General features: G+C 65.5%; 24 protein-coding genes. 14 read left to right on the forward strand and 10 right to left on the reverse strand.

Going from position 1 to position 26,763, the window contains the following annotated elements; genetic code table 11:
* The first annotated feature begins 108 nt into the window (after nucleotides 1–108).
* From K369_RS12825 to K369_RS12860, 8 genes are all read left to right on the forward strand, one after another.
* Nucleotides 109–504, forward strand: coding sequence for an integration host factor subunit alpha (locus tag K369_RS12825; RefSeq protein WP_245278190.1), 396 nt, complete (start codon nucleotides 109–111; stop codon nucleotides 502–504).
* A 117-nt stretch (nucleotides 505–621) separates the two neighbouring features.
* A complete protein-coding gene (locus tag K369_RS12830; RefSeq protein ID WP_036291674.1) occupies nucleotides 622–1,791 on the forward strand; it encodes an MFS transporter in 1,170 nt (389 codons plus the stop codon).
* On the forward strand, nucleotides 1,784–3,202 hold the full coding sequence (gene radA / locus K369_RS12835) for a DNA repair protein RadA (RefSeq protein WP_036291676.1): 1,419 nt from the start codon (nucleotides 1,784–1,786) through the stop codon (nucleotides 3,200–3,202). The genes K369_RS12830 and radA overlap by 8 nt, the downstream gene beginning before the upstream one ends.
* Nucleotides 3,203–3,579: 377 nt before the next feature.
* A complete protein-coding gene (locus K369_RS12840; RefSeq protein WP_108918117.1) occupies nucleotides 3,580–3,855 on the forward strand; it encodes a hypothetical protein in 276 nt (91 codons plus the stop codon).
* 314 nt (nucleotides 3,856–4,169) lie between these two features.
* Nucleotides 4,170–4,853, forward strand: coding sequence for a CvpA family protein (locus K369_RS12845; RefSeq protein ID WP_036291678.1), 684 nt, complete (start codon nucleotides 4,170–4,172; stop codon nucleotides 4,851–4,853).
* 84 nt (nucleotides 4,854–4,937) lie between these two features.
* The gene (gene purF / locus K369_RS12850; RefSeq protein WP_156968038.1) at nucleotides 4,938–6,398 is read left to right on the forward strand and encodes an amidophosphoribosyltransferase; all 1,461 of its coding nucleotides are present in this window, start codon (nucleotides 4,938–4,940) and stop codon (nucleotides 6,396–6,398) included.
* Nucleotides 6,399–6,465: 67 nt separating this feature from the next.
* The gene (locus K369_RS12855; protein WP_036291680.1) at nucleotides 6,466–6,717 is read left to right on the forward strand and encodes a hypothetical protein; all 252 of its coding nucleotides are present in this window, start codon (nucleotides 6,466–6,468) and stop codon (nucleotides 6,715–6,717) included.
* Complete coding sequence (locus K369_RS12860) at nucleotides 6,714–7,133, forward strand: type II toxin-antitoxin system VapC family toxin (protein WP_036291681.1); 420 nt, start codon at nucleotides 6,714–6,716, stop codon at nucleotides 7,131–7,133. Before K369_RS12855 ends, K369_RS12860 begins: the two co-directional genes overlap by 4 nt.
* A gap of 65 nt (nucleotides 7,134–7,198) precedes the next feature.
* On the opposite strand, the gene K369_RS24710 is transcribed toward K369_RS12860, so the two are convergent.
* Nucleotides 7,199–10,339, reverse strand: coding sequence for an autotransporter domain-containing protein (locus tag K369_RS24710; RefSeq protein ID WP_051949267.1), 3,141 nt, complete (start codon nucleotides 10,337–10,339; stop codon nucleotides 7,199–7,201).
* A 137-nt stretch (nucleotides 10,340–10,476) separates the two neighbouring features.
* Between K369_RS24710 and K369_RS12870 the strand changes: the two genes are divergently transcribed.
* Genes K369_RS12870 through K369_RS12880 form a run of 3 tightly spaced genes read left to right on the forward strand, consistent with a single transcriptional unit; the run spans nucleotide 10,477 to nucleotide 12,383 of the window.
* Nucleotides 10,477–11,100: a DUF938 domain-containing protein gene (locus K369_RS12870; protein ID WP_036291683.1), complete on the forward strand. Its 624-nt coding sequence runs from the start codon at nucleotides 10,477–10,479 to the stop codon at nucleotides 11,098–11,100.
* A 6-nt stretch (nucleotides 11,101–11,106) separates the two neighbouring features.
* Nucleotides 11,107–11,658 (forward strand): Uma2 family endonuclease, encoded by a 552-nt coding sequence (locus K369_RS12875; protein ID WP_036291685.1) that lies wholly within the window; start codon nucleotides 11,107–11,109, stop codon nucleotides 11,656–11,658.
* Nucleotides 11,655–12,383: an SDR family NAD(P)-dependent oxidoreductase gene (locus K369_RS12880; protein WP_036291687.1), complete on the forward strand. Its 729-nt coding sequence runs from the start codon at nucleotides 11,655–11,657 to the stop codon at nucleotides 12,381–12,383. Before K369_RS12875 ends, K369_RS12880 begins: the two co-directional genes overlap by 4 nt.
* A 36-nt stretch (nucleotides 12,384–12,419) precedes the next feature.
* Here K369_RS12880 and K369_RS12885 read toward each other — a convergent pair whose 3' ends face one another.
* Nucleotides 12,420–13,019, reverse strand: coding sequence for a DUF992 domain-containing protein (locus K369_RS12885; RefSeq protein WP_036295120.1), 600 nt, complete (start codon nucleotides 13,017–13,019; stop codon nucleotides 12,420–12,422).
* Between the two features lie 250 nt (nucleotides 13,020–13,269).
* On the opposite strand from K369_RS12885, the gene K369_RS12890 reads away from it, so the two are divergent.
* Nucleotides 13,270–14,055 carry an EcsC family protein gene (locus tag K369_RS12890; protein WP_051949525.1) on the forward strand — a complete coding sequence of 262 codons (786 nt, stop codon included), beginning with the start codon at nucleotides 13,270–13,272 and terminating at the stop codon, nucleotides 14,053–14,055.
* A 62-nt stretch (nucleotides 14,056–14,117) separates the two neighbouring features.
* Here K369_RS12890 and K369_RS12895 read toward each other — a convergent pair whose 3' ends face one another.
* Nucleotides 14,118–15,335 carry an alginate O-acetyltransferase gene (locus tag K369_RS12895; protein ID WP_036291691.1) on the reverse strand — a complete coding sequence of 406 codons (1,218 nt, stop codon included), beginning with the start codon at nucleotides 15,333–15,335 and terminating at the stop codon, nucleotides 14,118–14,120.
* Nucleotides 15,336–15,338: 3 nt separating this feature from the next.
* Nucleotides 15,339–16,766 carry an MBOAT family protein gene (locus K369_RS12900; RefSeq protein WP_036291693.1) on the reverse strand — a complete coding sequence of 476 codons (1,428 nt, stop codon included), beginning with the start codon at nucleotides 16,764–16,766 and terminating at the stop codon, nucleotides 15,339–15,341.
* Between the two features lie 176 nt (nucleotides 16,767–16,942).
* On the opposite strand from K369_RS12900, the gene K369_RS12905 reads away from it, so the two are divergent.
* The gene (locus tag K369_RS12905) at nucleotides 16,943–17,569 is read left to right on the forward strand and encodes a MarC family protein (protein ID WP_036291695.1); all 627 of its coding nucleotides are present in this window, start codon (nucleotides 16,943–16,945) and stop codon (nucleotides 17,567–17,569) included.
* Between the two features lie 40 nt (nucleotides 17,570–17,609).
* Here the strand turns inward: K369_RS12905 and K369_RS12910 are convergent, their stop codons facing one another.
* The 3 genes from K369_RS12910 to petA are packed head-to-tail and all read right to left on the reverse strand — an operon-like array spanning nucleotide 17,610 to nucleotide 20,276.
* The gene (locus tag K369_RS12910) at nucleotides 17,610–18,446 is read right to left on the reverse strand and encodes a cytochrome c1 (RefSeq protein ID WP_245278191.1); all 837 of its coding nucleotides are present in this window, start codon (nucleotides 18,444–18,446) and stop codon (nucleotides 17,610–17,612) included.
* Nucleotides 18,447–18,468: 22 nt separating this feature from the next.
* On the reverse strand, nucleotides 18,469–19,716 hold the full coding sequence (locus K369_RS12915) for a cytochrome b/b6 (RefSeq protein ID WP_036291698.1): 1,248 nt from the start codon (nucleotides 19,714–19,716) through the stop codon (nucleotides 18,469–18,471).
* A gap of 41 nt (nucleotides 19,717–19,757) precedes the next feature.
* Complete coding sequence (petA, locus tag K369_RS12920) at nucleotides 19,758–20,276, reverse strand: ubiquinol-cytochrome c reductase iron-sulfur subunit (protein WP_036291700.1); 519 nt, start codon at nucleotides 20,274–20,276, stop codon at nucleotides 19,758–19,760.
* A 311-nt stretch (nucleotides 20,277–20,587) separates the two neighbouring features.
* Here petA and K369_RS12925 point away from each other — a divergent pair, with 311 nt between their 5' ends.
* Complete coding sequence (locus tag K369_RS12925) at nucleotides 20,588–21,226, forward strand: LysE family translocator (protein WP_036291702.1); 639 nt, start codon at nucleotides 20,588–20,590, stop codon at nucleotides 21,224–21,226.
* 47 nt (nucleotides 21,227–21,273) lie between these two features.
* Here the strand turns inward: K369_RS12925 and K369_RS12930 are convergent, their stop codons facing one another.
* The 3 genes from K369_RS12930 to K369_RS12940 form a co-directional block, all read right to left on the reverse strand.
* Entirely contained in the window at nucleotides 21,274–22,074 is an 801-nt protein-coding gene (locus tag K369_RS12930) for an outer membrane protein (protein WP_245278192.1), read from the reverse strand.
* A gap of 5 nt (nucleotides 22,075–22,079) precedes the next feature.
* Nucleotides 22,080–24,635: a TonB-dependent receptor gene (locus K369_RS12935; RefSeq protein WP_084570666.1), complete on the reverse strand. Its 2,556-nt coding sequence runs from the start codon at nucleotides 24,633–24,635 to the stop codon at nucleotides 22,080–22,082.
* Between the two features lie 306 nt (nucleotides 24,636–24,941).
* Nucleotides 24,942–26,552, reverse strand: coding sequence for a PepSY domain-containing protein (locus tag K369_RS12940; RefSeq protein WP_036291704.1), 1,611 nt, complete (start codon nucleotides 26,550–26,552; stop codon nucleotides 24,942–24,944).
* Nucleotides 26,553–26,763 lie beyond the last annotated feature (211 nt).

Below are 26,763 nucleotides of genomic sequence, written 5' to 3' on the forward strand. Positions count from 1 at the left end.
AGTTGCGATCGTCCGCGACGAACCCGCCTCGCGCGAGAGTTGTCACAAGCCAGAAAAAGAAGTCGAGCTCGACGATGTTAGTTTCGTTTTGAATCGATAAGGCCGATCATGTCGCAAAATGTTTCAGAAAAAACCCCGCCGGCAATCGAAGACCTTTCCCGGGACGAAAACGTCATTTCCGAGATTCCAACCTCACAGGGACATCACACGGTGACGCGCGCCGATCTCGCGGACGCCGTACATCGCCGCATCGGCCTCTCGCGCGCCGAGTCCGGCGAGTTCGTCGAAGCCGTGCTGTCGGAGATTTTCAACGCCATCGTCTCCGGCGAGGATGTGAAGCTCTCCTCCTTCGGCTCCTTTCATATTCGCTCCAAGGGCGAGCGTGTCGGGCGCAATCCGAAGACGGGCGCCTCGGCGCCGATCACCGCGCGCCGCGTCGTGATGTTCAAAGCGTCCAATGTGCTGCGTGGTCGCATCAATGGGCGTCACGACGCAGAGGATTAGCGCTTCTCGTCGAGCGACGCCGGATCGTTTCGCTTGCCGAGCCATCGATCCGCGACGTAGAAGCGCGCCATGAGCGAGCGAGCCAGAGACTCTGCGCAGACGGTCGAGCGAGCGTCCATGCCCACCGCTGTCTGGGCGCTGGGCGTCACCTCGCTGTTCATGGATTTCTCCTCCGAGATGATCCATGCGCTGCTGCCGGTCTATCTCGCCGGAACGCTCGGCGTCGCCATCGCCGAGATCGGCTGGATCGAAGGCGCGGCGGAAGCGACGGCCCTCGCCGTCAAGGTCGTCTCCGGCCGCGTCTCGGACATGATCGGCCGCCGCAAAGGGCTGGCGCTCTTCGGCTACGGCCTCGCCGCGGCGGTGAAGCCGATCTTTCCGCTCGCCAGCGGCGCGGCGGAGGTGATCGCGGCGCGCGTGCTCGACCGCGTCGGCAAAGGATTGCGCGGCGCGCCGCGCGATGCGCTGATCGCAGACGTCACCACGCCGGAGCAGCGCGGCGCCGCCTATGGCCTGCGCCAGACGCTCGACACGGTCGGCGCGGTCATCGGCCCGCTGGCGGCGATCGGCCTGATGCTGGCGACGCATGACGACACGCGCTTCGTCTTTTGGATCGCCTGCCTGCCGGCGCTGATCTGCGTGCTGGTTCTCGCCGTCTTCGTTCACGAGCCAGAGGAGACGCGCCCGCCCGCCACGGGGCGCAAGGCGCTGCTCGCCGGATTTTCCGATCTGCCGCGCGCCTTCTGGCTGCTGCTCACATTCGGCGCCCTGCTCGCCGCCGCGCGCGTGGGCGAAGCCTTTCTCGTGCTGCGGGCGACGGGCGCGGGCTTGCGCATCGCCTTCGCGCCGCTGACGTTGGTGGCCATGTCCTTCGTCGCCATGATCGCCGCCTATCCGGCCGGCAAGCTCGTCGATCGCTGGAGCGAGCGCCGTCTGCTCGTCGCCGCGAGCGTGACTCTGGCGATCTCGGAGGCCGCGCTCGCGGCGTCGCAGGACCTTTCCTTCGTCTTCGTCGGGATCGCGCTCTGGGGTCTGCATATTGCACTGGCGCATGTGGCCTTTTCGGCGCTGATCGCCCGCGCCGCGCCGGCGCATTTGCGCGCCACCGGCTTCGGCGTCTTCGGCCTCGCCAACGCCGTGGCGGTGATCGCCGGCAATGTCGCCTTCGGCGCGCTGGCCGAGGCGAGCGGCCAAGGCTTCGCCTATGGCTGCGCCGCCGCCGCCGCTCTGGCGCCGCTGGCGCTTCTGCCGGGCATGTCGAGAGAGGGCGAAGCGCGTAATGGCTAAAGCCCGCCAGAGCTTCATCTGCCAGAGTTGCGGAGCGGTCACGAACCGCTGGCAAGGCCGCTGCGAATCCTGCAACGAGTGGAACACGATCGTCGAGGAGAATGGCGGCGCCGGCGGCGGCTTCGGTCCGACGGCGCGCGTCGGGCGCGGCCGGCCTTTCGCGCTGGAGGCGCTGGCCGGCGACGCAAGCCCCGCCCCCCGCATCGCCACGGGCATAGAAGAATTCGACCGCGTAACCGGCGGCGGCTTCGTGCCGGGCTCGGTGGCGCTGCTCGGCGGCGAGCCGGGCATCGGCAAATCGACGCTGCTGATCCAGGCCTGCGCGGCGCTGGCGCGGCGGGGCGAGCGTGTCATCTATATCTCGGGCGAAGAGGCCGCGGCGCAGGTGCGGCTGCGCGCCGAGCGGCTCGGCCTTTCCGACGCGCCGGTCGAGCTCGCCGGCGCCACGCAGGTCGAGGATATTCTCGCCACCTGCTCCGCCGGCAAGCGCGCGGCGCTGATCGTCATCGATTCGATCCAGACCATGCATACGGAGGCAGCCGATTCGGCGCCCGGCACGGTGACGCAGGTGCGCGCCAGCGCCCAGGCGCTGCTGCGCCACGCCAAGCTCAGCGGCTCCACCGTCATTCTCGTCGGCCATGTCACCAAGGACGGCCAGGTGGCCGGCCCGCGCGTCGTCGAGCATATGGTCGACGCCGTGCTCTCCTTCGAGGGCGACAGCGCGCATCACTTCCGCATGCTGCGCGCCTCCAAGAACCGATTCGGCGCGACCGGCGAGATCGGCGTCTTCGAGATGACCGGCGCCGGCCTCGCCGAGGTCGCCAACCCCTCCGCCCTGTTTCTCGCCGGGCGCGACGCCGCCGCTCCGGGCGCCGCCGTGCTCGCCGGCATGGAAGGCCAGCGCCCCATGCTGGTGGAGATTCAGGCGCTGGTCGCGCCCACCTCGCTCGGCACGCCGCGCCGCGCCGTCGTCGGCTTCGATTCGAATCGGCTGTCGATGATTCTCGCCGTGCTGGAGGCCCATGCCGGGCTGAAGCTCGGCATGCACGACGTCTATCTCAATGTCGCCGGCGGGCTGCGCGCCGATGAGCCGGCCGCCGATCTCGCCGCTGCGGCGGCGCTCGTCTCCTCGCTGACCGGCGCCACTTTGCCCGCCGAGCTGCTGTTTTTCGGCGAGATTGCGCTCTCCGGCGCGGTGCGGCCGGTCATTCACGCCGGCGCGCGTCTCAAAGAAGCCGGCAAGCTCGGCTTTCGCCGCGCGGTGCTGCCGCAGGCGCAGCAGACGAGCGAAGACGACAAAGCGTCGGGAGTCGATTTGTCGCATTGCGGCCATGTCTCCGCGCTGGTCGCCGATATTGCGAAAGATTCGGTCGGCGCGCGCGAGCGTGGACGCCCACAGCGGCAGAGCTGAAGCCGCCAGAAGAGGTTTTTTCGTGCGCTCGAACGACCGCGCGGCCGCGTGAACCTCTTTCCCCTCCTCTCAGAATACGTAGTCACGCCCTGACAAATAGGTGTTTTTACTTGTCTACCTCAACAAACATCACAGGAATGACGACGTAGACGCAGAATAATCGGTGCAGCGCCCGCCGGGGATGGTTGCAGAAAATTAACCACGCGCAATAATGATTTCATTCAGCGAATCACGCGTTTTTCAAGTTTCCACGAGGCCGACCAATGCAATCTCGGGAATTTGCGGAGACGAGCAGAGAAATCGCCCGCTGGAGTGAACCATTAGTCGCGGATCGAATATTCAGTGTCTATGAGGCCTGGTTTCGAGGACGTCGACAGATGTGGGACGCTCTGGGACGGCAGCATTGCCGCATGTGGCGCAGCCTGCTCGAGGGCGAGCCGCTATTGGCGCGCGACGCCCGCAACGATCTCGTTCTGCTCGCCCGCCGCGCCAATATAGAAGAGCGCTCGCTCGAGGCCATAGACGAGACCGTGATGGACGAGCTCTTCCGCGTGATCCTGCGCCGATGGCAGGGCCGCGACGAGGCCCGCCTGCACGGCATGGCGCTGATGATCGCCGCCTCGACTCTGGGAGAGATTCGCCGCGCCGCCTGATCCCATGCGGCGGCCGCCCCGCTTCCTCCGCACGCCTCCCGCGCCACCTTCTCGCAAATGCCGCAATCGCGGGGTTTGTAGCGCGCATCGCGCGCGCTTGTGGACAAACAGCGCCGCCCGCGCCGGGACGTGACGAATTTGGGCCGCTCCCTTATACTCTGCGCCGAGATTCCGACGGCGATGACGAACGCGCCGGCCTCGAGCTTCAGCTGCGCCTTTCGGAGCGCGGCCCGAGCGCCGAGCGCGACCCAAGGGATTCACGTTAGAGCGCGCGACCGCGCTCTAGAGAAGATGAAAAACGAGAGGCCTTGCACATGCCGTCCTATCTCGATCTCGCCGTCACCATAGTGGTGCTGGTCTCGGGCCTGCTCGCGCTGCTGCGCGGCTTCACGCGCGAGGTGCTGGCCATTTTGTCCTGGGTGGCGGCCGCGGCGGCGGCCTACTACTTGCATCCATTGCTCGTGCCTTATGTGAAACCCTATGTGCCGAAGGATAATATCGCCCTGCTGGCGGCGGCGGCGGTGGTGTTCTTCGCAACGCTGGTGGTCGTGTCCTTGTTCACCGTGAAGCTCTCGGACGTCATTCTCGACTCCAAGATCGGCGCGCTGGACCGCACGCTGGGCTTCCTCTTCGGCGCGGCGCGCGGCTTGCTGCTCGCCGTGGTGGCCTTCCTGTTCTATGCTTGGCTGGTTCCGGACGCGAGCCAGCCGGAGTGGATCAAGAACGCCCGCACCAAGCCGGTGCTGCAGGCCTCCGGCGACAAGCTGCGGGAATATCTGCCCGACGACATCGAGGGGCTGGTCGCCAAGATCAAGACGAAGAAGGGCGTCGGCGCGGAAGAGCCGCCGGCCGAGTCCGACGGCGACGCCGGCAAGAGCGACGCCGAGACCGCGCCCGAAAAGCGCGGCGATCTTACAAATCGGCCGTCCGTCGCCACATATGGCTCGAACGACCAGCAAAAGCTCGACGCCCTGGTCTCGGGGCGAAAAGCGCGGTGAGCGTAACGCGTCGACGTGACGACGCCTGAGGAGAAGCGACGAATGAACGGTTCTGACCTGGGCGGCGGCGGCGAACGTCCTTCCATGTCGACCATGTCCGACGATGATCTCGACGGCGACCGGCTCCGCGAATATTGCGGCGTCTTCGGCATATTCGATCATCCAGAGGCGACGGTTCTGACCGCGCTCGGGCTGCATGCGCTACAGCATCGCGGACAGGAGGCGGCGGGCATCGTCGCCTTCGACGGCAAGCGCTTCAACTCGGAGCGCCGCCTCGGCCTCGTCGGCGATCATTTCTCGCATGAGAGCACGATCAAGCGCCTGCCCGGCAATTCGGCGATCGGCCATGTCCGCTACGCCACGACCGGCGAGACGATCCTGCGCAATGTGCAGCCGCTGTTCGCCGAGCTCAACACGGGCGGCTTCGCCATCGGCCACAATGGCAATCTCACCAACGCCCATACGCTGCGCCGCGATCTGATCGAGGAAGGCGCGATCTTCCAATCGACCTCCGACACGGAGGTGATCCTCCATCTCGTAGCGCGCAGCCGCAAGACGCGGCTGGTCGAGCGCTTCATCGAGGCGCTGCGCTCCATAGAGGGCGCCTATGCGCTGGTGGTGCTGTCCAACAAGAAGCTGATCGGCGCGCGCGATCCGCTCGGCATTCGCCCGCTCGTCATCGGCGAGCTGGACGGCAAATATATTCTCGCCTCGGAGACCTGCGCGCTGGACATCATCGGCGCGCGCTTCGTCCGCGACGTCGAGAATGGCGAGGTCGTCATCATCTCGGAGGATGGGCTGGAGAGCGTCAAGCCCTTCCCGTCGCAGCCGATGCGTCCCTGCATCTTCGAATATATCTATTTCGCGCGTCCCGATTCCATCGTCCACGGCCGGCCGGTCTATGAGGTGCGCAAGGCCATGGGCGCGGAGCTCGCGCGCGAGCGCCGGATCGAGGCCGACGTCGTCGTGCCCGTACCCGATTCCGGCGTGCCGGCGGCGCTCGGCTATGCTCGCGAGTCGGGCATTCCCTTCGAGCTCGGCATCATCCGCAATCACTATGTTGGCCGCACCTTCATTCAGCCGACGCAGACCGTGCGCGAGATCGGCGTGCGCCTGAAGCACAGCGCCAATCGCTCCGTCGTCGCCGGCAAGCGGGTGATACTGATCGACGATTCGATCGTGCGCGGCACCACTTCGGTCAAGATCGTGCAGATGATGCGCGACGCCGGCGCGCGCGAGGTGCATTTCCTCATCTCCTCGCCGCCGATCACCAATCCCGATTATTACGGCATCGACACGCCGCAGAAGGAGAAGCTGCTCGCCGCGACGCATACGCTCGAGGAGATGCGGCAATATATCGGCTCGGACAGCCTCGCCTTTCTCTCGATCGACGGCATCTACCGCGCCATGGGCGAGGACAAGCGCGATCCCGTGCGGCCGCAATTCACCGACCATTGCTTCACGGGCGACTATCCGACGACGCTCACCGATGTGACCGAAGAGCGCGTGCGCACGCAGCTGTCGCTGCTCGCGGAGGCGAGCTGAGGCGCAAATGAATTGACGCCTGTGTGGGCCGCGCTATGATATCATTGATATCACCTGGACGTTCCGCATGGCTCAGCTGCTCGTACGCAATCTCGCCGACGACGTGAAGCAAAAGCTTCGGCGTCGCGCGACGGAGCATGGGCGCAGCATGGAGGAGGAGGCGCGCCGCATCATAGAGGCGGCAGTCGGCGGCCAAGCGGCCGAAGACTATGGATGGGCGTCTCGCCTCTCTGCGCAATTCTCCGAATTCGGCTTCTCCGATGACGAGGCGAGCGCTTTTGAGCTCCGCGGAGCGGCGCGGCCGGCCGAATTCGAGTGATCCTGCTCGACACGAATGTCGTCTCCGAGCTCGTGAGAGCGAGACCTCATCCCCAAGTCTTGGCCTGGCTCGATCGCCATCCTCTCTCTTCGGTCTGGATATCCTCGATTTCGGTGATGGAGTTGCATTTCGGCTTGGAGCTTCTCGACGCGAGCCGCAGGAAGGCGGAACTGTCCGCTGCGCTCGCCCGGCTGACGGAATCGACATTCGGCGACCGCATAGCGCCTTTCGACTTGAAGGCCGCTGAGGTGGCCGGCCGGCTCGCGGCCGCACGCCGCCGCAATGGAACGACCGTCGACCACCGCGACACACAGATCGCCGGCATTGCTCTCGCCCATCGCGCGCGGCTCGTCACACGCAATATCCGCGATTTCGCCGACCTCGACGTCGAGGTCACGAATCCTTGGAATGAATGAGACGCTAGCGTTTCGCGCGCGCAAGTCGCCTCTCCCGACATGTCGGGAGAGGCGCAGCCGATCATTCACCAGCTGTACTTCAGCCCGCCCTTGCCGCCATAGCTGCGAGTGACGTCAGAGAACTCGCCCTGGAAATCGACGAATAGCGCCAGGCGATCCTCGAGATAGAGCTGCGCGCCGGCTTTGATCTGCGCGAGATTATAGGCTTCCCGCGGACCGAAGACGGAGAAGCTCGCTCCGGGCAGCGCGACCAGCGTATTGGCGAGGCGTCGCTGCGGGAAGAACTCATGCACCCAAGCGACGCTGCCCGTGGGCGTGACGCGCCAGCCATTGTCGAGGCGGAAGCTGTCGGAGAAGCGCAGGCCGAGGAAGGTCGGCAGCGAGGTCGTCGACTGGCCTCTGTTTGTCAGCGCCAGCGGGCTCGCCGGATTGAGGCCCTTCTCGGTGAAGGCGTCGGATTCGTAGAAGGCGACCTCCGCCGCGGCGAAGGGCGTCAGCTTCACGCGGCCGATGTCATAGCCATGGCCGATCTCGCCGCGCGTGCGATATTCGCGCGAGGAGAAATCCGCGGTGAGCTTGTCATAAGGCAGGAGGCCGAAGCCGCCGGCCGTGCGCGTCGTCGAATTCTGGAAGACGCTGAAAGTCTCGCTCAATTCGACATAGGAGCGGCCGAAGAGACGGCTCGTATAGACGCCGCCGTGGAAAGCCGTGATCTCGCCGCTGCTCTGCTGCGACGCGACGGAGAAATTCGATGAGCTGCCGCCCGCCGCGACGCCGATGAGCCAATCGGGATCGATCTGATAATCGAGACCGATGATTCCGCCAAAGTAATTGGCCTTGGCGGAAGGCGCGCCGAGGCCGGCGTCCGCCGAGGTGTCCACCGCGCCGCCGAAGAAGGAGCCCCAGGCGCGCCAAGTGCGGGTGAAGACCGGCGGGCTCTTAACGACGATGGGGCCTTTGCGCGATTCGAGCTTCGCATAGCCGAGCGCGCCGGCGACGCTCTCGCGCGAGGTGATTCCGGTGACGTCGTTCATCTCGCCGGAGCGCCAGAAAGCGGCCTGATCGGCGATCGCAGAGCTCGCGAGAGCGCCGACATGGATCGCCGTCGATTGCGCGCCCGCGAGGCCGGCGCCGCTCAGCGCATCGAAGCTCGCTCGCGCGCCCTGCGCCGTCTGCAGATAGAGCGTGTTGAACAGGCTCGCGCCCGTTGCGCCATAGGGGCCGACGCTCGCCGCCGTCAGCGCATTGGCCACGGCGCGCTGATTGGCGCTCGCCGCCACCGCGCCGAAGGCGAGATCATTGCGGTTCAAGCTCAGATAGACATTATTCGCGTCATAGCCGAGCCGCGGCGTCAGAAAGGCGAGATTGGTTCCGACGCTGGAGAAGCCCCCCGTAACGCCGCCCTGGGCGTTGAGGATGGTGTAGGACGTGCTCGGCAGATAGAGGCCGGAGCCGGCGAGAACATTCACCGAGCCGTTGAGCGAGGCCGTCCCCGTGACATTGGCGCGATCCGCGAGCAGCGGCGTCGCGCGCACCGAATAGATCGAGCCCGGTTGGAAGGCGAGCGCGCCTTTGACGGTCAGCACCCCGATGGAGTCTACAGCGCCGGGCGCGAGCGTTCCGCCCGAATTCACCGTCACATTGCCGACCGTTCCGGCGCCGGCCAGCACGCCGCCCGCATTGATCGTGCTCGCCGAGACGATGGAGCCGGCGACTTCCAGCACGCCGCCATTGACGATGGTCGGGCCGGTGTAAGTGTCCGCTCCGGTGAGCGTCAGACGGCCGGTTCCGTTCAATGTGAGGCCGCCCACGCCGGAAATATCGTTGTTCCACGAATCCTTCGCGTTGAAGCCGCCGAGCGCCGCATTCATCGTCACGGAGACCAGCGAGCCGAAGGAGCCATAGCCATCCGCCGCGGCGAAGAGATTGAGCCGCGCATAGCCCGAGCCGTCGTCGAGCGGCTGGCCGGAGGCGAGCTCCGTCGTCGCCAGCACGTCGCGCAGCTGCGCCGTGGTGAGATAGGGAAAGCGACTGGCAATGAGGACTTCCGCGCCGACGGGAACGACCGGCGCCAGATTGGTGGCGCCGACGGGCGAGAGGCCATAGGTCAGCCAATAGGTGTAATTGGCCTTGTCCGTCGAAATGCTGCTGAAGCGATCGGTCGCCGATGTCGTCGCGCAAGCGGCGATCCCGCCGGAACATGCGCCCAGCAGCGCGCGAAGATCGCTCTGCGCCGCGGCAAAGAGCGCCGGGAAATCGCTGGTCGTGGTGATGGTCCCGCCGAGCAGGCCCGGGACGGTTCGATTGGCGTAAGCGGGATTGCCGTTCAATATCTGCACCAGATCATAATAGGTCTGGATGCGCGCGCCGATGACGTCCAGCGGATAATGCGCGCCGAGCACGATGCGGCTGTTGCCGAATTCGGCGCCGCGCGTGATGAGCTGCTGATAGCGCTCGGGAACCATGATCGCGAGCAGCAGGCTCGAGGTGAAGCCATAGGTCGAATGGCCGCTCGGGAAGGAGGCGTTGCTCTTGAGCGTCGGGATGATGGCCGTGGCGGAATTGGTCGAGACGCCGAAATAGTCATTGGCGACGAAGGTCTGAATCTGCGTCGGCGCGACCTGCGCCGGGCGGCTGTCGCCCACCGTGTTGGCGTTGGCGGGCAGCGGATTATAGGCCTTGTCATAGACATTGAACTGGCCGCCGGCCGGTAGCGAAACGCCGACCGCCTGATGCGCGGGATTTCCATCCGTGCTGCCATTGGCGAAATAATTCTTGGTGAATGCCGAGTCGCCCGCCGTGATCAGCGTGTTGATCTGGGTGAAGAGGCTCGAGAAATTCGTCGAGAGGGTGGTCGCGGAGAAATTGGCGGCGACGGAATTCTTCGTCGCGAAGGTCGCGAAGAGATTGGAGCCGAGCGCATCCGCCACCGACATGCCGTTCTGCATCGAGCCGACCAGCGCGGCGATCGTATTGTCGGAGATCGCCTGCGCCCGCACCGCGGCGGAAGAATTATTGTTGACGCCGATCGCGGTGGCGAGATTTTGATTGAGCACGGTCACGCCGGCCGGCGTGTTGCCGAGAAGGCTGAAGCCGGAGAGCAGATTGGCGTTGGCGATATTGGTCGCCGATTGCGCCATGGCGACGGACGGCGCAATGCCGAAGGCGCCGGCGAACGCCGCCGAGGCCAAGAGACGTCTTTTCATTTTAGGGGCTTCCTCTGGAGAGTGCCTGAAGCTTTGCCGCTCGGTTGCCCCTATTGCTCCTTCGTGTATGCCTGATGACATCTCGGCCGAGACCGCTCGGCCCCGCTCTTGCTTCGCACGCGCTCGAAAGGGCTCTCATGACCCCGGAAGCAGACGACAAGCGCCTCTACGCCCCCGCCGCCGCGCGCAATCGCGGGCCTATTCTCGACGTGCTGCGCGAGGAGCTGCCGGCGGAAGGGCTCGTGCTGGAGATCGCCAGCGGCACGGGCGAGCATTCCGCGCATTTCGCCGCCAATCTGCCGGGGCTCGTGTTTCAGCCCACGGACTGCGACGAGAGAGCGAGGGAGAGCGTCGCCGCCTGGGTCGCGGCGATGGGGCTCCCCAATCTCCGCGCGCCGCTCGCGCTGGATGCGACGCAGCAGCCCTGGCCGGTCACGAAGGCGGATGCGATCGTCTGCATCAACATGATCCATATCTCGCCTTGGGAGTCGACGGAGCGCCTCTTCGCCACGGCGGCGGCGATGCTTCCCGAGGGCGCGCCGGTCTGCCTCTACGGCCCCTATAAGCGCGGCGGCGCCCATACCGCGCCGAGCAATGAGGAGTTCGACGCGAGCCTGCGCGCCAGCAATCCCGCCTGGGGCGTGCGCGATATAGAGACGGTGATCGCCTGCGCGCAGAAAAACGGGTTTTCCGAGCCGCGCATCGCGGAAATGCCGGCCAATAATCTGACCCTCGTGTTTCGCCTGCTCCGTGCTAGATAGGCGCTCATGACAGCGCCCGCCTGCGAGCCGATGACGATAGCGGACTTCCTCGCCTGGACGGAGCGGCATGAGGAAGGCCGCTATGAGCTCATCGATGGCGAGATCATTCCTCTGCCGCGCGAGCCGTCTGACCATGTCACGGCCAAGGGCAAGATCTGGCGCGTGATCGCGCAGGCTCTGCTCCGCGCCGGGGCGCCCTGCGAGGCCTATGTCGGCGGCCTCGGCGTCGCGGTGGATGCGCATAATGTCTATGAGCCCGACATTCTGGTGAATTGCGGCGCTCCCATCGCGACGGAAGACATGCTCGCCCCTGCCCCCATCGTCGCCGTCACGGTTCTCGGCCCCTCCTCCGACGCAGCCGCCGAGAGCATCAAGCGGAAGGGCTATTTCCGCGTGGCGAGCCTTGCCCATTATCTCATCATCGACCTCGCCCGCCGCGCCGTGACGCATTGCCGCCGTGACGGCGCGGCGGCGATGCGGGAAGAGACCGTGACCGAAGGGTCGATAAGGCTCGATCCGCCGGGCCTCGACCTCGCGCTGAAGGATATTTTCGCATGACACTGGAAGGCCGCGTCGCCCTCGTCACCGGCGCCTCGCGCGGCATAGGCCGCGCGCTCGCCGTCGCTCTCGCGCGTGAGGGCGCGCATGTCGTCGCGCTGGCGCGCGGGCAAGGCGCGCTCGAATTCCTCTATGACGAGATCACCGGCTTCGGCGGCCAGGCGACCATCGTTCCGCTCGACGTCACCGAGTTCGACAATCTCGACCGGCTCGGCGCCTGCATTCACGAGCGCTGGAAGAAGCTCGACATTCTGGTCGGCAACGCCGGTCTGCTCGGCCCGGTGACGCCGCTCGCCCATGTCGATCCGCCGCAATGGAGCCGTCTCTTCGACGTGAATGTCACCGCCAATTGGCGGCTCATTCGCGCGATGGACGTTCTCTTGCGCTCGTCCGACGCGGGACGCGCGGTCTTCGTCACCTCCGGCGCGGCGCATCGCATCAAGCCCTATTGGGGGCCTTACGCCGTCACCAAGGCGGCGCTGAACGCGCTCGGCCGCACTTACGCCGCCGAGACGCAGAACACCTCGCAAGTGAAGGTGATGCTCGCCAACCCAGGCCCGCTGCGCACGCAGATGCGCGCCGCCGCAATGCCGGGCGAGGATCCGATGACGCTGCGCACGCCGGAAGATCTGGCGCCCAAGCTCGTCGCTCTGTGCCGCCCGGATTGGACCGAGACCGGCAAGCTCTACGATTTTCCGACCGACAGCGTCATCGATTTCGCGTGAGCGCCCGAAAGGCGCCCACGCCGCTCCGCCTCACACTCAGTGATGGTGATGGTGGTGGTGGTGGTGATGATGGTTATGGTGATGATGGTGATGGCGGTGGCAGAAGCGGCCGTGATGGCGGCCGTGGCGACCGGCCGGCTCCGGCGCGTAGCGCAGGCTGAGATGACCGACGCCGGCCGAGAGAATGAGGCCGGTGTTCGCCTCGACCGAAATCGGCTGCAGCGTCACAGTTTCATTGGAGCCGCCGACGAGCACCGAGCCGCCGCCGCCGACGCCGAGCGCGAAAGAGCCATGCGCGCCGACATAATCGCCGGCGAGAGCGCCCGGCCCCGTCGCGCCGCTGGCCGCCAGAACGCCCCAGGCGAGCTCGCCCGGACCGCCGACGCCGATCACAGCGCCGACATTGGTGACGCTGCCGACATAATGGACCGGCGGCGCGCCGCTCTCATCCTCGAAGAGGCAATCGACCGTCCGCTCCTCGACGACGATGGCGATCTTGTCGCCGGAGAGCTTGCATTCCAGCACGCCGGCGCGGCCATGCGCCGAGGCGGAGACCGGCGCGAGCGTCGCCAACAGAGCCGCGACGCCGACCGGCGCCGCCGCCACGCGAAAGAGCGTCTTCAGATAATTCGTCATAGCCACCTCCCAATTTTCGCCGCTCCCCCCGCCCTCAGCGGGACGATATGCGCGGCGCTTTCGAAAGCCCGTCTTGTGCTTCGCCGTCACATAAGGACAGCGACGGCGCTCTGAAAGTGCGCCCCCGCACAAGGCCGCGCTCGCCCTTGCGGCGCAGGCTTTTTCATCCGATCTTAGCGGCCGGGGCGGGAGCGATCGGAGAGGAAAAGCAAGCGTGTCGCAGGGACTTCCCGTCGTGATCGAGCGGCCGATGACGGAGGCCGACCGCGCCGCCCTGCAAGCGGCCGTCGAAATTCTGGAGCGCGAGAGCTTCGCCCAGCGGCTCACCGCGCTCGCCGGACGGCAGATCGGCTTCGCCGGCCGCATCATTCCCACAGCCTTGCAGGAAGTGGCAGCGAGCGCGACCCGCCGCGGCATCAAATCGGCCCTGCGCGTCGCCATCTCGAGCCTCGATCCCGCCGCCCCGGCGCGCGACGCCTCGCGGCTGCATCTACGCCTCGCCGCGGCGAGCGGCGCGATCGGCGGCGCCATCGGCCTCGCCAGCCTGCCGATCGAGCTGCCGGTCTCCACCGTCATCATGCTGCGTTCGATCGCCGACATCGCCCGCAGCGAGGGCGAGGACCTCGCCGCCCCGGAGGCGACGATCGCCTGTCTCCAGGTCTTCGCGCTCGGCGGCCATGCGGAGGAAGGCAATCTCCTCGAGGGCGGCTATCTCGCCATTCGCGGCCTGCTCGCCAAAACGGTGAGCGACGCCGCGCATTATGTCGCCGCGACCGCCGTCGCCGACGAGACGGCGCCCGTGCTGGCGCGGCTCATCGCGCAAATTTCGACGCGCTTCGGAGTCGTCGTCTCGCAAAAGGCGGCGGCGCAGGCGACGCCCATTCTCGGCGCTCTGGGCGGCGCGGCGGTCAATATCGCCTTCACACGGCATTTCCAATCGCTGGCGCGCGGACACTTCACCGTGCGGCGATTGGAGCGCGCCTATGGCCGCGAGATCGTCTTTGGCGAATATGCGCGCATCGCGGGGCGCGCGTGAGGAGCTGATAGCGAGTAGCGAATAGCGAGTAGAGCTTCTTACTATTCGTTACTCTCTATTCGCTACTTGGCCACCTCCGCCGGGTGCAGCGCGCGCCAGAGATTTTCCACCTGGCTCAGCGTGCCGATATTGGCCTCGTTCTCCTCGAGCAGAATAGCGTCGGCCTCTTCCGCGCTGGCGCGCAGCTCAGCGAGATCGGCCGGCCGCCGCTCGCCATTGCCGGTCTCGCCGGGCGCGGTGTGATAGCGCACGAGATCGAAGTCGTCATTGGCGAGCCGCATGGAGAACCAATAATCGATCTGCGGCGGACACGGCGCCTGCGCGAGAGAAACAATGATCTCGCGCACGAAGCTGCCGCCGAGCGCGAGCAGCTTTGGCGTGCGCGCACATTGGGCTTTCGCATCGGGCGCGCGCAGAATGGTCGCCACTGGATAATGCGGATCGGGCCAGAGAAGATTGAGCAGATCGAGCAGATCGCGATCCGTTCCCATGGCGACATTGTCGCGGCGCCAATCGAAATCGAAGAGGCCGAGGCCCGCCTCCTCGCCGATGAGACGCGTCGCCTCGCGCGTCGCCAGCGCAGCGCCGAGCAGATTCCAATGCGTGCCGCCGCGCGGAAAGAAATCGATGTCGAAATCCTTTTTGCGCGCCTCGAGCAGCGCCGGCGAATCGACGAAGCGCAACCCGCGCGCCTCTAGCGCTGCGCGATAGGGCGCGAGCTTGTCGATCGTTCCGCGCGCCTGCGCCGGGCATTTCATCCCGGCGGGAAAATATTGCGGATATTGCGAGGCCTTGGACGGCGAGATCACATAGGCGAAGCCTTTTCCGCGCGCATGGGCGGCGGCCTCATTCTCGGCGACGCGCTGCGCCCAGCGCGCCAACGTCGTCTCGCTCGGCGGCGCGCCGCGCCGGCAGAATTCATCGATATAGAAACGCTCGAACAATTGCGCGTCGCGCCCGATGACGAGGCCGCTCGCGCCGGAGGCGCCGAACAGCGAATAGAGCAGCTGATTGCGCGCGCGCACCGCAAAGGGAAACACCGGCAACGATTGCGCGAGATTGTCGGAGAAGCTCTTCTGCGTCTCGCCGGAGAGGATTTTCTCGAGCGAAACCTGCGTCGGCGCCGGCTTGGCGACGCCGGCGAGCGGATTTGCGCTGCGCAGCCGCAATTTCGGATAGTCGCGCTCGACTGCGTAATTCCACAGGCTCGCGAGAAAGAAGAACAGGACGGCGCCGGCGGCGGCGTAGAGGGGCCAGCGATGCAGGAGCGTGCGGCGCATCGTTCAGAACCGGAAATAGATGAAGGGCTTGAACGGATCGGCGAGGCCCTTGCCGACGGCGCAGACGAAGAGCAGCGCCAGAACAGCGTTGAGCGCGAAGGCGTGACGCTGCGCCAGCAGGCTCGAGGAGAGCCTGTCGCCGAAGGAGAGATAGAGCCGCTGCGAAAGACAGATCGCCGCCGCAATGGCGAGCGCGACGAAGTGATAGGCGGGAATAGCGACCGGCTCGGCGCCGTCCGCGAAAGGCCGCGCCATTGCGAGATAGAAGGCGCCCGCCTGCTCCAGCGACGAAGCGCGAAACACGGTCCAGCCGATCGTCACGACGATGAAAGTGAGGAGATTGGCGAGGAAGACCGGGCGGCGCTTCAGCCAATCGAGCAGGAACAGCCGATCGAGCACCAGGAAGAGGCCATTATAGGCGCCCCAGGCGACATAGGTCCAAGCTGCGCCGTGCCACAGGCCCGAGGCGAGGAAGCAGAGCCAGAGATTGACCTGCGTGCGCGTTTCGCCGCGCCGATTGCCGCCGAGCGGAATGTAGAGATAGTCGCGGATCCAGGAGGTGAGCGACATGTGCCAACGGCGCCAGAATTCGGTGACGCTCGCCGCCACATAGGGCATGTCGAAATTCTCCTGCAGACGAAAGCCGAACATGCGCGCGAGGCCGATCGCCATGTCGGAATAGCCGGAGAAATCGAAATAGATTTGGAAGGTGAAGAACAGCACGCCCGCCCATGCGTCGAGAAAGCCGATGCGCGACGCCTCTTGCGAGAAGACGAGATCGGCGCCGCCGGCGAGCGTGTCGGCGATGAGCAGCTTCTTGCCGACGCCGAGCATGAAGCGCGCGAAACCTTCCGTGAAATCCTCGCTGGTCGCATGGCGGAAACGCGCCAATTGCTCGGCGATATCGTGATATTTCACGATCGGCCCGGCGAGCAGCTTGGGGAAGAAGAACACATAGAAAGCGTAGAGCGAGAGGCTCTGCGCCGGTTTGGTCACGCCGCGATGCACGTCGACGAGAAAGGTGATCTTCTCGAAGACGATGAAGGAGACGCCGATCGGCAGCGCGATCGAGGCGAAGGCGAGCCCCGGCATTGTGAGCGCGCGCAAGATCACGTCGAGATTGGCGACGAGAAAGCCCGCATATTTGAAATAGACGAGCAGGCCGAGATTGGCGGAGACGCCGAGCGCGAGCCAGAGCTTGCGCGATTTATCGTCCGGCGGAAGCGCGGCTATGCGGCGCGCGATGAAGACATCGGCGAAGGCCGATGCAAGCACGACGAAGACGAAGAGCGGCTCGCTCCAGGCGTAGAAGAACAGGCTCGCCGCGAGCAGAATGGCGAGACGCGCGCCGCGATTGCCGCCGACGAGCAGATAGAGGCCATAGACCGCGGGCGCGAAGAGAAACAGGAACAGCGGTTCGTAAAAGAGCATCCTCTCGTCCGCGGTCCTTTCCCTCGTGGAGGTCTGCGTCTTAGCAGAGTGGCGGGGCGCGAACAATCGGCGGCGCAGGCTTCGGCTCGCGAGCGAAAGCGCGGCGGGAGCGCCTGCTGGCGCATCGCCCGCGGGGCGCTATCTGCCTCCGCGACGCTCGCCCACCGGAGGCCGGGATGGATCTCGACTATCTCGTCTCGGCCTTTGTGACGCTGCTCGTCGTCGTGGAGCCGCTCGGCCTCGCGCCGGTCTTCGTCGCCGCGACATCGGGGCTGGAGGCGCGGACCAAGCGCATCATCGCCTTTCGCGCCAGCGTCTATGCGCTCGCGATTCTGGCGGGCTCGGCGCTGATCGGCCAGAGGCTGCTCGCGGCGATGGGCATCTCCATTCCGGCCTTTCGCATCGCCGGGGGATTTCTGCTCTTCTCCATCGCCTCGGAAATGGTGTTCGGCGTGCGCATACAGCGCGACTCCAAGGCGGCGGAAAAAGCGCTCGCCGAGCATGTGCACAACATCGCCGCCTATCCGCTGGCCATTCCGCTGATGGCCGGCCCCGGCGCCATCACCGCGACCGTGCTGCTCGCCGGCGACGCGCATGGCGATGTGCCGCTCATCGCGAGCCTGCTCGCGGTAATCGCCGCGATAATGGCGATTTGTCTGGTCTTCTGCCTGATCGCGGGAGAGGTGGCGCAATTCTTCGGCACGGCGGCCAATGTCGTGCTGACGCGATTGCTGGGCGTGCTGCTCGCCGCCCTCGCCGTGCAATTCGTCGCCGATGGCGCGCGGGCGTTTCTGCAAGGGTGAGCGGCGACGCGATCTCGCGGGATCGTGTCGCCACGTCGCGTCAGTGGTGGACGTTCGCCCAGATCTTGCGCTTGGTGAAATAGACCAGGAAGGACAGCACGATCAGGAAGCCGACGACCTTCAAGCCGATCGACTTGCGCTCCTCGAGATGCGGCTCGGCGGCCCACATCAGGAAAGCGCTGACATCCTTCGCATATTGGGCCGCCGTCTGCGGCGTTCCATCGTCATAGGTCACGGCGCCGTCCGAGAGTGGCGGCGGCATGCCGGTGCGGCGGCCGGGCATGTAGAGGTTGTAATATTGGCCGGGCGCCAGCTCGACGCCCTGCGGCGCATCCACATAGCCGGTGAGCAGAGCGACGATATAATCGACGCCATGCTCCTGATAGGAGAAGCCGGGCAAAGCGTCGGCGAGGAACAGCGGGAAGCCGCGCGAATAGCCGCGCGCCTTGGCGAGAACCGACATGTCCGGCGGATAGGCGCCGTTGAGCGCCGCCCGCGCCGCCTGCTCATTGGGGAAGGGCGGCGGCACGCGGTCGCTGAGCCGGCCGGGACGCTCGAAATAATCGCCGGCGTCGTTGGGGCCGTCCTTGATCTTATAGCTCTCGGCCAGCGCCTTGGCCTCCGCCTCGGAGATCTCCGGCCCGCCCTTCTCGGCGAAATTGCGGAAGGCGAGGCGCGAGATCGAGTGGCAGCTCGAGCAGACCTCCCTATAGACCTTGTAGCCACGGCGCAGCTGCGCATTGTCGTAATGGCCGAAGGCGCCGGCGAAGCTCCATTCCTGCCGCGGCGGCTTGGGCTGCGAATGCGCGCCGCCCTCCTCGGCCACAGCGACGCCCGCCGCGCCGGCGAGGGCCGCCGCCATAATGATCGATTTCATGATCGATGCTCTCTGTCGCGCGTCACGCATGGGGCTTCTCCTCCGTGGCGGCCTCGCCGAGGGAAGCGGCGATCGACCGCGGCTCCGGCAGGGTCTGCTCATATTTGCCGAGCAGCGGCAGCACGACGAGGAAGTGCAGGAAGTAATAGGCCATCAATATGCGGGCGGCGATGAGATAGACGCCCTCCGCCGGCTGCGCGCCGAGATAGCCGAGGCCGACCGCGACGAAGACGAAGACCCAGTAGAACTTCTTGAAGGCCGGACGATAGACGCCCGAGCGCACCTTCGATGTGTCGAGCCAGGGCAGCGCCGCCACGATGAGGATGGAGGAAAAGAGCGCGATGACGCCCACGAGCTTGTTGGGGATGGCGCGCAGGATCGCGTAGAAGGGCAGGAAATACCACTCCGGCACGATATGCGGCGGCGTCACCAGCGGATTGGCCTCGATGTAATTATCGGGATGGCCCGTGTAATTCGGCACGAAGAAGGTGAGCCAGGCGAAGAGCCCGACGAAGACCACGAGGCCGACGGCGTCCTTCAGCGTCGCATAGGGCGTGAAGGGCACGGTCTCCTTCTTTATGTCCTTCACCTCGACGCCGGTCGGATTGTTCTGCCCCGTCACATGCAGCGCCCAGACATGCAGGCCGACGATGGCCACGATGACGAAGGGCAGGAGGTAATGCAGCGCGAAGAAGCGGTTGAGCGTGGCGTTGTCGACCGAATAGCCGCCGAGCAGCCAGGTGGTGATGGAATTGCCCACATAGGGAATGGCGGTGAAGAGGTTGGTGATCACCGTCGCCGCCCAAAAGGACATCTGGCCCCAGGGCAGCACATAGCCCAGAAAGCCGGTCGCCATCATCAGCATGAAGATCACGACGCCGAGGATCCACAGCACCTCGCGCGGCTCCTTGTAGGAGCCGTAATACATGCCGCGGAAGATGTGGATATAGACGGCGAGGAAGAACATGGAGGCGCCATTGGCGTGCGCATAGCGCAGCGCCCAGCCCCAATTCACATCGCGCATTATGTGCTCGATCGAATCGAAGGCGAGCGTCGTCTCCGGCGTGTAATGCATCGCCAGAACGATGCCGGTCACGATCTGCGCGACCAGCATGAACGAAAGGATCGCGCCGAAGGTCCAAAGATAGTTGAGATTCTTCGGGACGGGATAGGCGACGAAGGATTCGTGGATGAAGCCGAGGATCGGCAGGCGCCGCTCGAGCCAGCGCGCAAAGCCGCTCTTCGGCGTGTAAGTCGAATGTCCGGTCATGAATGTCGTCTCGGAGGTTGGGACGGCGACGGGGGCCGCGATCAGCCGATCTTGATCTTGGTGTCGCTCAGGAAGGCGTAATCGGGCACTTCGAGATTGCTCGGAGCCGGACCGCTGCGAATGCGGCCGGAGGTGTCGTAGGTGGAGCCGTGGCAGGGGCAGAACCAGCCGTGGAACTCGCCCTCATGGCCGGTGGGAATGCAGCCCAAATGCGTGCAGACGCCGACAACGACCAGCCACTCCGCTTTTTTCACGCGCGCCGAATCGGCCTGCGGATCGGGGAGCTCGGTCAGCGGGACGTTCTGCGCGGCCTCGATCTCCTGTTTGGTGCGGTGCCGCACGAAGACGGGCTTGCCGCGCCATTTGACAGTGACGATCTGCCCCTCGGGAATGGCTGCGATGTCGAGCTCCGTCGAGGCCAGCGCCAGCGTCGAAGCGTCCGGATTCATCTGCGCGATCAACGGCCATACGGCGGCGCCCGCTGCGACCGTCGCCGCCGCTCCCGTGGCGAGGAACAAAATATCCCGGCGGCTCGGCTCCGCCTTTGTCGCATTGCTCACTTTCTGGAACCTCTCTCGCGAGTTCGACCCTGACCCCTGCCTCGGCAACGCGAATAGAAACAAATCCATCCGCAAAGGGCGCGCTTGTTTTGAGCAGTTTGGCGTGAGACCGCAAGCGGCCTTCGCGTCGCTGCGACAAATTGCGCGCTTGCCGCCGCCTCGAGGATCAGTGACCCAGCACGCCGCTCTTGTCCACAAACGGCCCTTGGGAAATTTTGTCAACCGCCGGAAGCGTCGCGCCGGCGGCGTCCCTTGACGCGAGCGCCGGCGGCGGGGCTCATGCGGGGAGCTCTAAGGAGGCGCGTGAGGACGTGAGCGGCCGTTATCTGGTTTTCGTGGCGACCGTGGTCAGCCTCATCGCGGTTCCGGGGCCGGACATGCTCTATGTGCTCGGCCGCGCCCTGGCCTCGGGAGCGCGAGCAGGACGCTTCTCCGCCGCCGGCATAGCCTTCGGCTATGCGCTGCTCACTCTTTTGGTGGCGGCCGGCTTTCAGCTCGTCTTCGCGGCCTTTCCGGCGCTGTTCCTCGCCCTCAAATATATCGGCGTCGCCTATCTCTCCTGGCTGGCCTTTCGGCTCATCCGCTCGGACGGCGGCTTCGGGGCGCTGAGCCGCAGCCGAGAGCGCACGGATTGGGCGGCCTTCTCGGCCGGCGTCGGCACCAGCCTGCTCAACCCCAAAGGGCTCTTGTTCTATTTCGCGATACTGCCGCAGTTTTTCGACGCCGCGGACGGACCGTTCTGGCGGCATGCGCTCGTCTATGGCTGGACCACGAGCTTCCTGTGCCTGACGCTCTATTCCGGGCTCGCCCATGCGGCGAGCTATGGCGCACGGCGTTGGACGCCGGAGCCGGCGGCGAGCCGCAATCTCTCGCGTCTCGCCGGCGTTCTGTTGCTGATGTCGGTGCTGGCCATGCTCGGCGCCGAATGGAGCGGCGCGGCCCTTCATTGACGCGCCCGCGGCCGGGAGAGGCCGCGGGCTCGGCGAGGACCGACGCCTTATTTGGTCACGATCGGCGCGACCGTGGGAGCGGCAGGCGTCGTGAAGTGATAATTGAGGCCGCCGCGCACGATATGGCCGGCGCTCTTCACATTGAGCGGCACGGCGCCGAAATTGGTGGAATAGCTGACGCCCGAGTCGGCGAGCTGCGTGTAGAGATATTCGCCCTTCACCGAGATCTTGTCCGACCAAGCGTATTCGAAGCCGGCGCCCGCGGTCCAGCCGGCGCGAACGGTCGTGCCCGTGGAGAGCTGGCCGAACGTCACGGGAAGACTCGAGGTGAAGCCGGTGGGAGCGAAATCTGTCCCATAGGCGAAGCCAGCCGTTCCATAAACGATCCATTTCGGCGTGAAGGCATAGCCGGCGCGGCCGCGGAATGTGCCGAACACGCCCGTATCTGTCGGGCTCGGCGTGTTAAAGCCGCCCGTCTCGGCGTTGATCGCGCCGCGATAGCCGAAATCGGCCTCGAGGCCGAGGACGATGGTCGGCGTCCATTGCCAATTATAGCCGAGCGTGCCGCCGCCGACGAAGCCCGCGCCGCGCAGCGGCGTCTCGCGGAAATAGGTGAAGGTCCCCTCGCCCAGAAGGGCGCCGGCATAGGCGCCGATATAGGCGCCCTGCCAGCTGAAGACCGGCGCCGGCGGCGGGGCCGGCGCCGCTTTGGTCGACGGCAGATCCGCCGCTGACGCGCCGCCCGCCGAGATCGCCGCCGCGAGGGCGGCGATCAGCCGAAGTTTTTCATTCACAATTCGCATGGTCCACTCCTCGAACTCTCCTCGCCGCACGACGAGGAGAAACATGAACGTCAATAGAGCTTGACAGTCAGCGTGCCGCCGAATGTTCGCGGCTGCGCTGGCAGCGTCGCGGTCGCCGCGGTGGTGACTGTTCCCGGGCTCCAAGTGGTGACATAGCGCTGATCGAAAAGATTCTTCGTCCAGATCATCACCTGCCAGCTCTCGTCATCCGCGCGCAGGCCCAGTCCCGCATTCACCAGCGCATAGGCCGGCTGCCAGTATTGGAAGATGGAATAAGGATTGGTGAGCCGCTGCTTGTCGCGCCAGGACAGATTCGCATAGAAGATTCCGGTCACCGGACGATTGGCCCAGCCGCCGATATCCGCGAAGAGATTGCCGAGCGGATGCTCGTAATTGGCGCCGGCGTTGAACGACCACAGCGGGAAGTTCTCGAAACGAGAATTATCACGATTGAGCGAGGCCGGCGCAACCGGCTGGCCCGCCACCGTCGGCCACAGCCAATCGGAGGGCGACGGCGATTTGTCGAAGTTGACATAGCGCGCCTCGGCATAGGCGCCGTTCAGAGTGAGCCACAGTCGCTCGACCGGGCTCCAGCGCGCGTCGAGCTCTATGCCGCGCAGACGCACATGCCCGATGTTGCCGAGATAGTTGCGGCGCAGGACCTGGCCCGAGCTGTCGAGATAGTCGGTATTGACGAGCTGAGCCTGGTAATTGAAGATATCGTTCCAATAGACATTGGCGTTGACGATGAGCTTATTGTCCAGCCAGTTGGTCTTGACGCCGAGCTCATAGTCCCAGGACACTTCCGGCTTGGTGATGACGGGCTGAAACTGCTTGAAATTGTTCTTGTCGTCGAGGATCGGTTGCGCATCGGTGTTGGTCGCGCCGGATTTCTCGCCGCGCGCCACCGAGCCATAGACGAGGACATTCTCATTGTAGCGATAGGACGGATTGAAGAGGCCGGAGAGCGAGTTGAAATATTTCGTCACCGCGCCCGTGTCGTAGAAGCCGACGCCGCCGCCGCCGCGGATCGCGGCGTCTACGACAGCAGGATTGAGGCCGACGCCCCAAGCCTCTTCCCAGGCGAACACCGAGCCTTCGCGAATCTCATAAGTGTCGCGCAGGCCGAAGGTCAGCGCCCATTGCTCGTCGATGTGATAGGTCCCCTGCCCGAAGGCCGCGACGCTGAAGGTCGTCGCTTTGCCGTCGCGATGATTCTTGAAGCCGTTGAGCAGCGAATTGCGCTGCGCGATCGCGGTCGCCGAGTTGCCCGAGTTGAACCAGCGGCCCGCATCGGAGCCGAAATCGAAATGATTGAGCGACCAGACGCGCTCATAGAGCGAGTAGAGGCCGGTCTGCCATTCGAAGGTCTGCTCTTTCGGCGAGGCGAGGCGAATCTCCTGCGAGAATTGATCGACGGTGACGTCATAGGCGTTGGAGGTGGTCTCGGTGAGCTGCTCGCCGAGCGAGTTGCGCGGATGCAGGCGGAACTCGCGCCAGGCGGAAATCGAAGTGAGCGTGTTCTCGCCTATGTTCCAATTGAATGTGTCGGAGACGCCGATCGTGCGCTGATCGAGCGTGCCGACGCGCGTCTGGAAGCGCGTGTAGGGATCATAGGTGAGGATCGGCTTGCCGAGACGATTGGCCAGCGTCGTCGCGTAAGAGGCGCCGAGCGTTCCATTGGCGAAGAGCGGAACCGAATTGCCGATCACGCCGCTGCCGGAATTATTATATTCATGCGCGGTGGAACGGTCGAAGATGAGGCGGTTGGTGATCTCGTCGCCGACATAATAGAGCTGGCCGCGCACGCCCCAGCGATCATTGTTGAGATAGCTCGCGCCGGTGACGGCGTCGCGAATCCAGCCGTCGCTCTTGTCGAGATAGAAAGTGACGCGATAGGCGAGCTTGTCGTCGATGATCGGGCCGGTCACATTGAGCTTCTCGATGAAGCGATTGTAATTGGCGAAAGCCGTCTCGATCGTCGCCGAAGGCGTGAAGGCCGGGAGCTGCGTGCGGATGACGACGGCGCCGACCGTCGTGTTCTTGCCGAGCAGCGTGCCCTGCGGGCCGCGCGCGACCTCGAAGGATTGCAGATCGACGAAGTCCTGCCATTGAAAGCCGACATGGGTGTAGAAAACATCATCGACGATATAGCCGACCGACGCCTCCGAGCCGTCGGCGCCGCCGGACGAAGCGCCCGTGCCGCCGGCGACGCCGCGGATCGCGGTGCCCGAGGTGCGCGGATTGGAGATGTTCGGACGGTAATTGGGGACCTTCTCGGCGAAGTCGGAAAGACGCTCCAGACGCTCGCGCTCGGCAGCCTTGGGGCCGACGACGCTGACGGGCAGAGGAACGTCCTGGGCCTTTTCCTCGCGATTGCGCGCGGTGACGGTCACATCGTCGACCTGCGCATTGGCGGCCGGGGCGGCGCCGGCCTGTCCGACCACCGGATCCGGGACCGGCGCAGGCGCCGATTGCGCCGCGGCCGAGCCGACCGAAGAACCCACTCCGAAGGCCAGAACGCCCGCCGCCGCCAATGAGGCGAAGCCGACGCTGCGCAACAGATTCGCACGCGACTCTCTCTTTGCTCCACTCGCTCTCGACATCACCACAGTTTCCCCATGTCCCGTCGTACGCGGCCCCTTGCGGAGCCACGGCGACGGTCTACGCAGCGCTCCCCCATGGCGCGCTTACGTATAATATCTATAGACTACGTAGATTTCGTAGGGGACGTCAACAGCTTCGCTCGCCCTTGCCGGCGAGCGGCGGCCTTTCGCGCATCGCCTGTGGCGCCCCTGCAACAGGGAAATTGCGCGCGCGCAAAAAAATGCCCCGCCTCCTCGAGGAGACGGGGCATTTTTTCTCTCAACCCTATGATGAAAATAGAGAGTTCCGGCCGGAGCGGACGCCGGTCAGGCGGTTTGCGTGGCGCGTCTGGCGCGCCTTTCGCCACTCGCCGCCTCTGGGACGGGAATGGAGCGCCGCAGGCGCCGCCACGCCAGCACCACGGCGCTGGCGCTCAGCGCGACGCCGAAGGAGACCCAGACGCCCATCCAGCCCCACCAGAGCCAATGATTGCGGAACCAGCCGAAATCCCAATGATGCACGGCCGAATAGACCCACCGATAGATACGCCGGCTCGTGTCGAATTTCGCGAGCAGGCGGCCGTCAGTCGGATCGACATAGAGAGACGTATGCTCGGCGTCGGCGAAATCGACGCGCAGCACGGGCAAGGGCTTGTCCAGCGCCGTCTGCCGATGATTGGCGAAATAATAGGAATCGTAATCAGCGAGCGTCTCGGCGCCGGCGATGGCGACGCCCTCCTTCAGCCGAGACGCGGCGGCGAGAAGCGATTGCTCGCCGAGGCCGGCGACGGCGCCCGGAACGGCGACGGCGCGGCGCGCGCCGTCACGCGATTGCGCGAGCAGCAGCGCCTCCTCGCCGAGCCGGCTCCAGGACAGCTCGACGATGTCAGCGGCGAGGCCGAGCGCGGCTGTGGGCCGCCAATCGACGAAAGCCTGCGGAAGCGCGGCGCCGCGATAGCGCGCCAGCTCCTCGCGGCTCGCGGTCGCCTGCGAGAAGATCTGCCCCGGATTGGTGGAGAGAAAGCCGCTCGCCGCCCAGAAGAAAGCGAAAGTCCCGCCGATGAGTCCGGCCCAGAAATGATATTTCAGCCAGGTCTCGCGATAGGGCTGCGAGCGTCCGCGCGCATAGGTCGGACGGCCGAAAAACCCCGGCTTCCATTTGATCCAGCCGATGACGATGCCCGTAAAGGCGCCGATGGCGGCGAAAAATCCGACATAGGTCAGCGCGTCGCGGCGATAATCGCCGGCGCCGAGCGCATCCAGCCAGCGGAAAAGATGCAGCCAATTGCCGGCGTAGATGAAAGCGCGCTCGACTCGCGTCGACACTTGCGCGACCTCGCCCGTGCGCGCCGAGACGATGATCTGCGTGCCCGCGGCGTCGCCCGTCGCGAATCGATGCAGCGGCTTCAGCGACTCGGCGTTGCGCACGCCGACGGCCGCATCCACCGTGTCGAGATAGAGCAGCGCGGACCCGCCGAGCCAGTCGCGGGCGATTCGCTCCGCCGCCTGAGGATCGAAATCGACGAACGCGCCATTGGTCGCAGAAAGGGCGAAGCGCTGGCCGGCGTCGTCCTCGACGAGCCAGATCGGCTCCTCGCCCAGCCGCAGCAGCCGCGCGTCGGCGAGGCCGCGCTGCGCCTCGGCGCCGCCGCCATGCTCGTGACGGCCGCCGCCTCCGCCATGCCCCATGCCGCCGCCGGCAGCCTCGTCACCGGCCTTTACGGCCTGCGCGCGGGCCACAGCGCTGACGCTCAGCGCCTCGCCCAGCGAGAGCCAGCCGTCCTGCGGAAGAAGCGCCGGCGCATGCGCCAGCCGCTGCGCGCGATCGATCGTCGGCGAGCCGATGAAGGCGATGGAAAATCCGGTCGAGAACCAGACGAGCATGAACAGCGCCAATACGACGCCCACCCATCGGTGCAGAAAGAGCAATTTCGACATTCGGGACGCTCCGCCTCGCGCTGAATGGCCGCGGCGGCGGTTCCGCCCACGGCGAAATCAGGAAAAAATCGCCGCGAAATTTAGTTGATAAACACGACTAGGTAAATAGGAATATATCCGCTTTTCCCAGCCGTCGCAGGGCGATGGACGCCGAGCGCCGCCGCGCCGGCCGCGCCCCTCCCCGCGCAGGATTGCGTGCTGGCCCCAAGGG

The organism is Methylosinus sp. PW1 (assembly GCF_000745215.1).
Taxonomy (GTDB): Bacteria; Pseudomonadota; Alphaproteobacteria; order Rhizobiales; family Beijerinckiaceae; genus Methylosinus.

Coding starts and splice junctions, on each gene's coding strand:
- K369_RS12870 (WP_036291683.1), top strand. CDS start 10,477: ATGACCCCGGAAGCAGACGACAAGCGCCTCTACGCCCCCGCCGCCGCG.
- K369_RS12880 (WP_036291687.1), top strand. CDS start 11,655: ATGACACTGGAAGGCCGCGTCGCCCTCGTCACCGGCGCCTCGCGCGGC.
- K369_RS12845 (WP_036291678.1), top strand. CDS start 4,170: ATGCCGTCCTATCTCGATCTCGCCGTCACCATAGTGGTGCTGGTCTCG.
- K369_RS12890 (WP_051949525.1), top strand. CDS start 13,270: ATGACGGAGGCCGACCGCGCCGCCCTGCAAGCGGCCGTCGAAATTCTG.
- K369_RS12830 (WP_036291674.1), top strand. CDS start 622: ATGCCCACCGCTGTCTGGGCGCTGGGCGTCACCTCGCTGTTCATGGAT.
- K369_RS12935 (WP_084570666.1), bottom strand. CDS start 24,635: ATGTCGAGAGCGAGTGGAGCAAAGAGAGAGTCGCGTGCGAATCTGTTG.
- K369_RS12875 (WP_036291685.1), top strand. CDS start 11,107: ATGACAGCGCCCGCCTGCGAGCCGATGACGATAGCGGACTTCCTCGCC.
- K369_RS12825 (WP_245278190.1), top strand. CDS start 109: ATGTCGCAAAATGTTTCAGAAAAAACCCCGCCGGCAATCGAAGACCTT.
- K369_RS12930 (WP_245278192.1), bottom strand. CDS start 22,074: ATGTTTCTCCTCGTCGTGCGGCGAGGAGAGTTCGAGGAGTGGACCATG.
- K369_RS12900 (WP_036291693.1), bottom strand. CDS start 16,766: ATGCTCTTTTACGAACCGCTGTTCCTGTTTCTCTTCGCGCCCGCGGTC.
- K369_RS12840 (WP_108918117.1), top strand. CDS start 3,580: ATGTGGGACGCTCTGGGACGGCAGCATTGCCGCATGTGGCGCAGCCTG.
- K369_RS12915 (WP_036291698.1), bottom strand. CDS start 19,716: ATGACCGGACATTCGACTTACACGCCGAAGAGCGGCTTTGCGCGCTGG.
- K369_RS12910 (WP_245278191.1), bottom strand. CDS start 18,446: ATGAAATCGATCATTATGGCGGCGGCCCTCGCCGGCGCGGCGGGCGTC.
- K369_RS12940 (WP_036291704.1), bottom strand. CDS start 26,552: ATGTCGAAATTGCTCTTTCTGCACCGATGGGTGGGCGTCGTATTGGCG.
- purF (WP_156968038.1), top strand. CDS start 4,938: ATGTCGACCATGTCCGACGATGATCTCGACGGCGACCGGCTCCGCGAA.
- K369_RS24710 (WP_051949267.1), bottom strand. CDS start 10,339: ATGAAAAGACGTCTCTTGGCCTCGGCGGCGTTCGCCGGCGCCTTCGGC.
- K369_RS12905 (WP_036291695.1), top strand. CDS start 16,943: ATGGATCTCGACTATCTCGTCTCGGCCTTTGTGACGCTGCTCGTCGTC.
- K369_RS12895 (WP_036291691.1), bottom strand. CDS start 15,335: ATGCGCCGCACGCTCCTGCATCGCTGGCCCCTCTACGCCGCCGCCGGC.
- K369_RS12855 (WP_036291680.1), top strand. CDS start 6,466: ATGGCTCAGCTGCTCGTACGCAATCTCGCCGACGACGTGAAGCAAAAG.
- radA (WP_036291676.1), top strand. CDS start 1,784: ATGGCTAAAGCCCGCCAGAGCTTCATCTGCCAGAGTTGCGGAGCGGTC.
- K369_RS12885 (WP_036295120.1), bottom strand. CDS start 13,019: ATGACGAATTATCTGAAGACGCTCTTTCGCGTGGCGGCGGCGCCGGTC.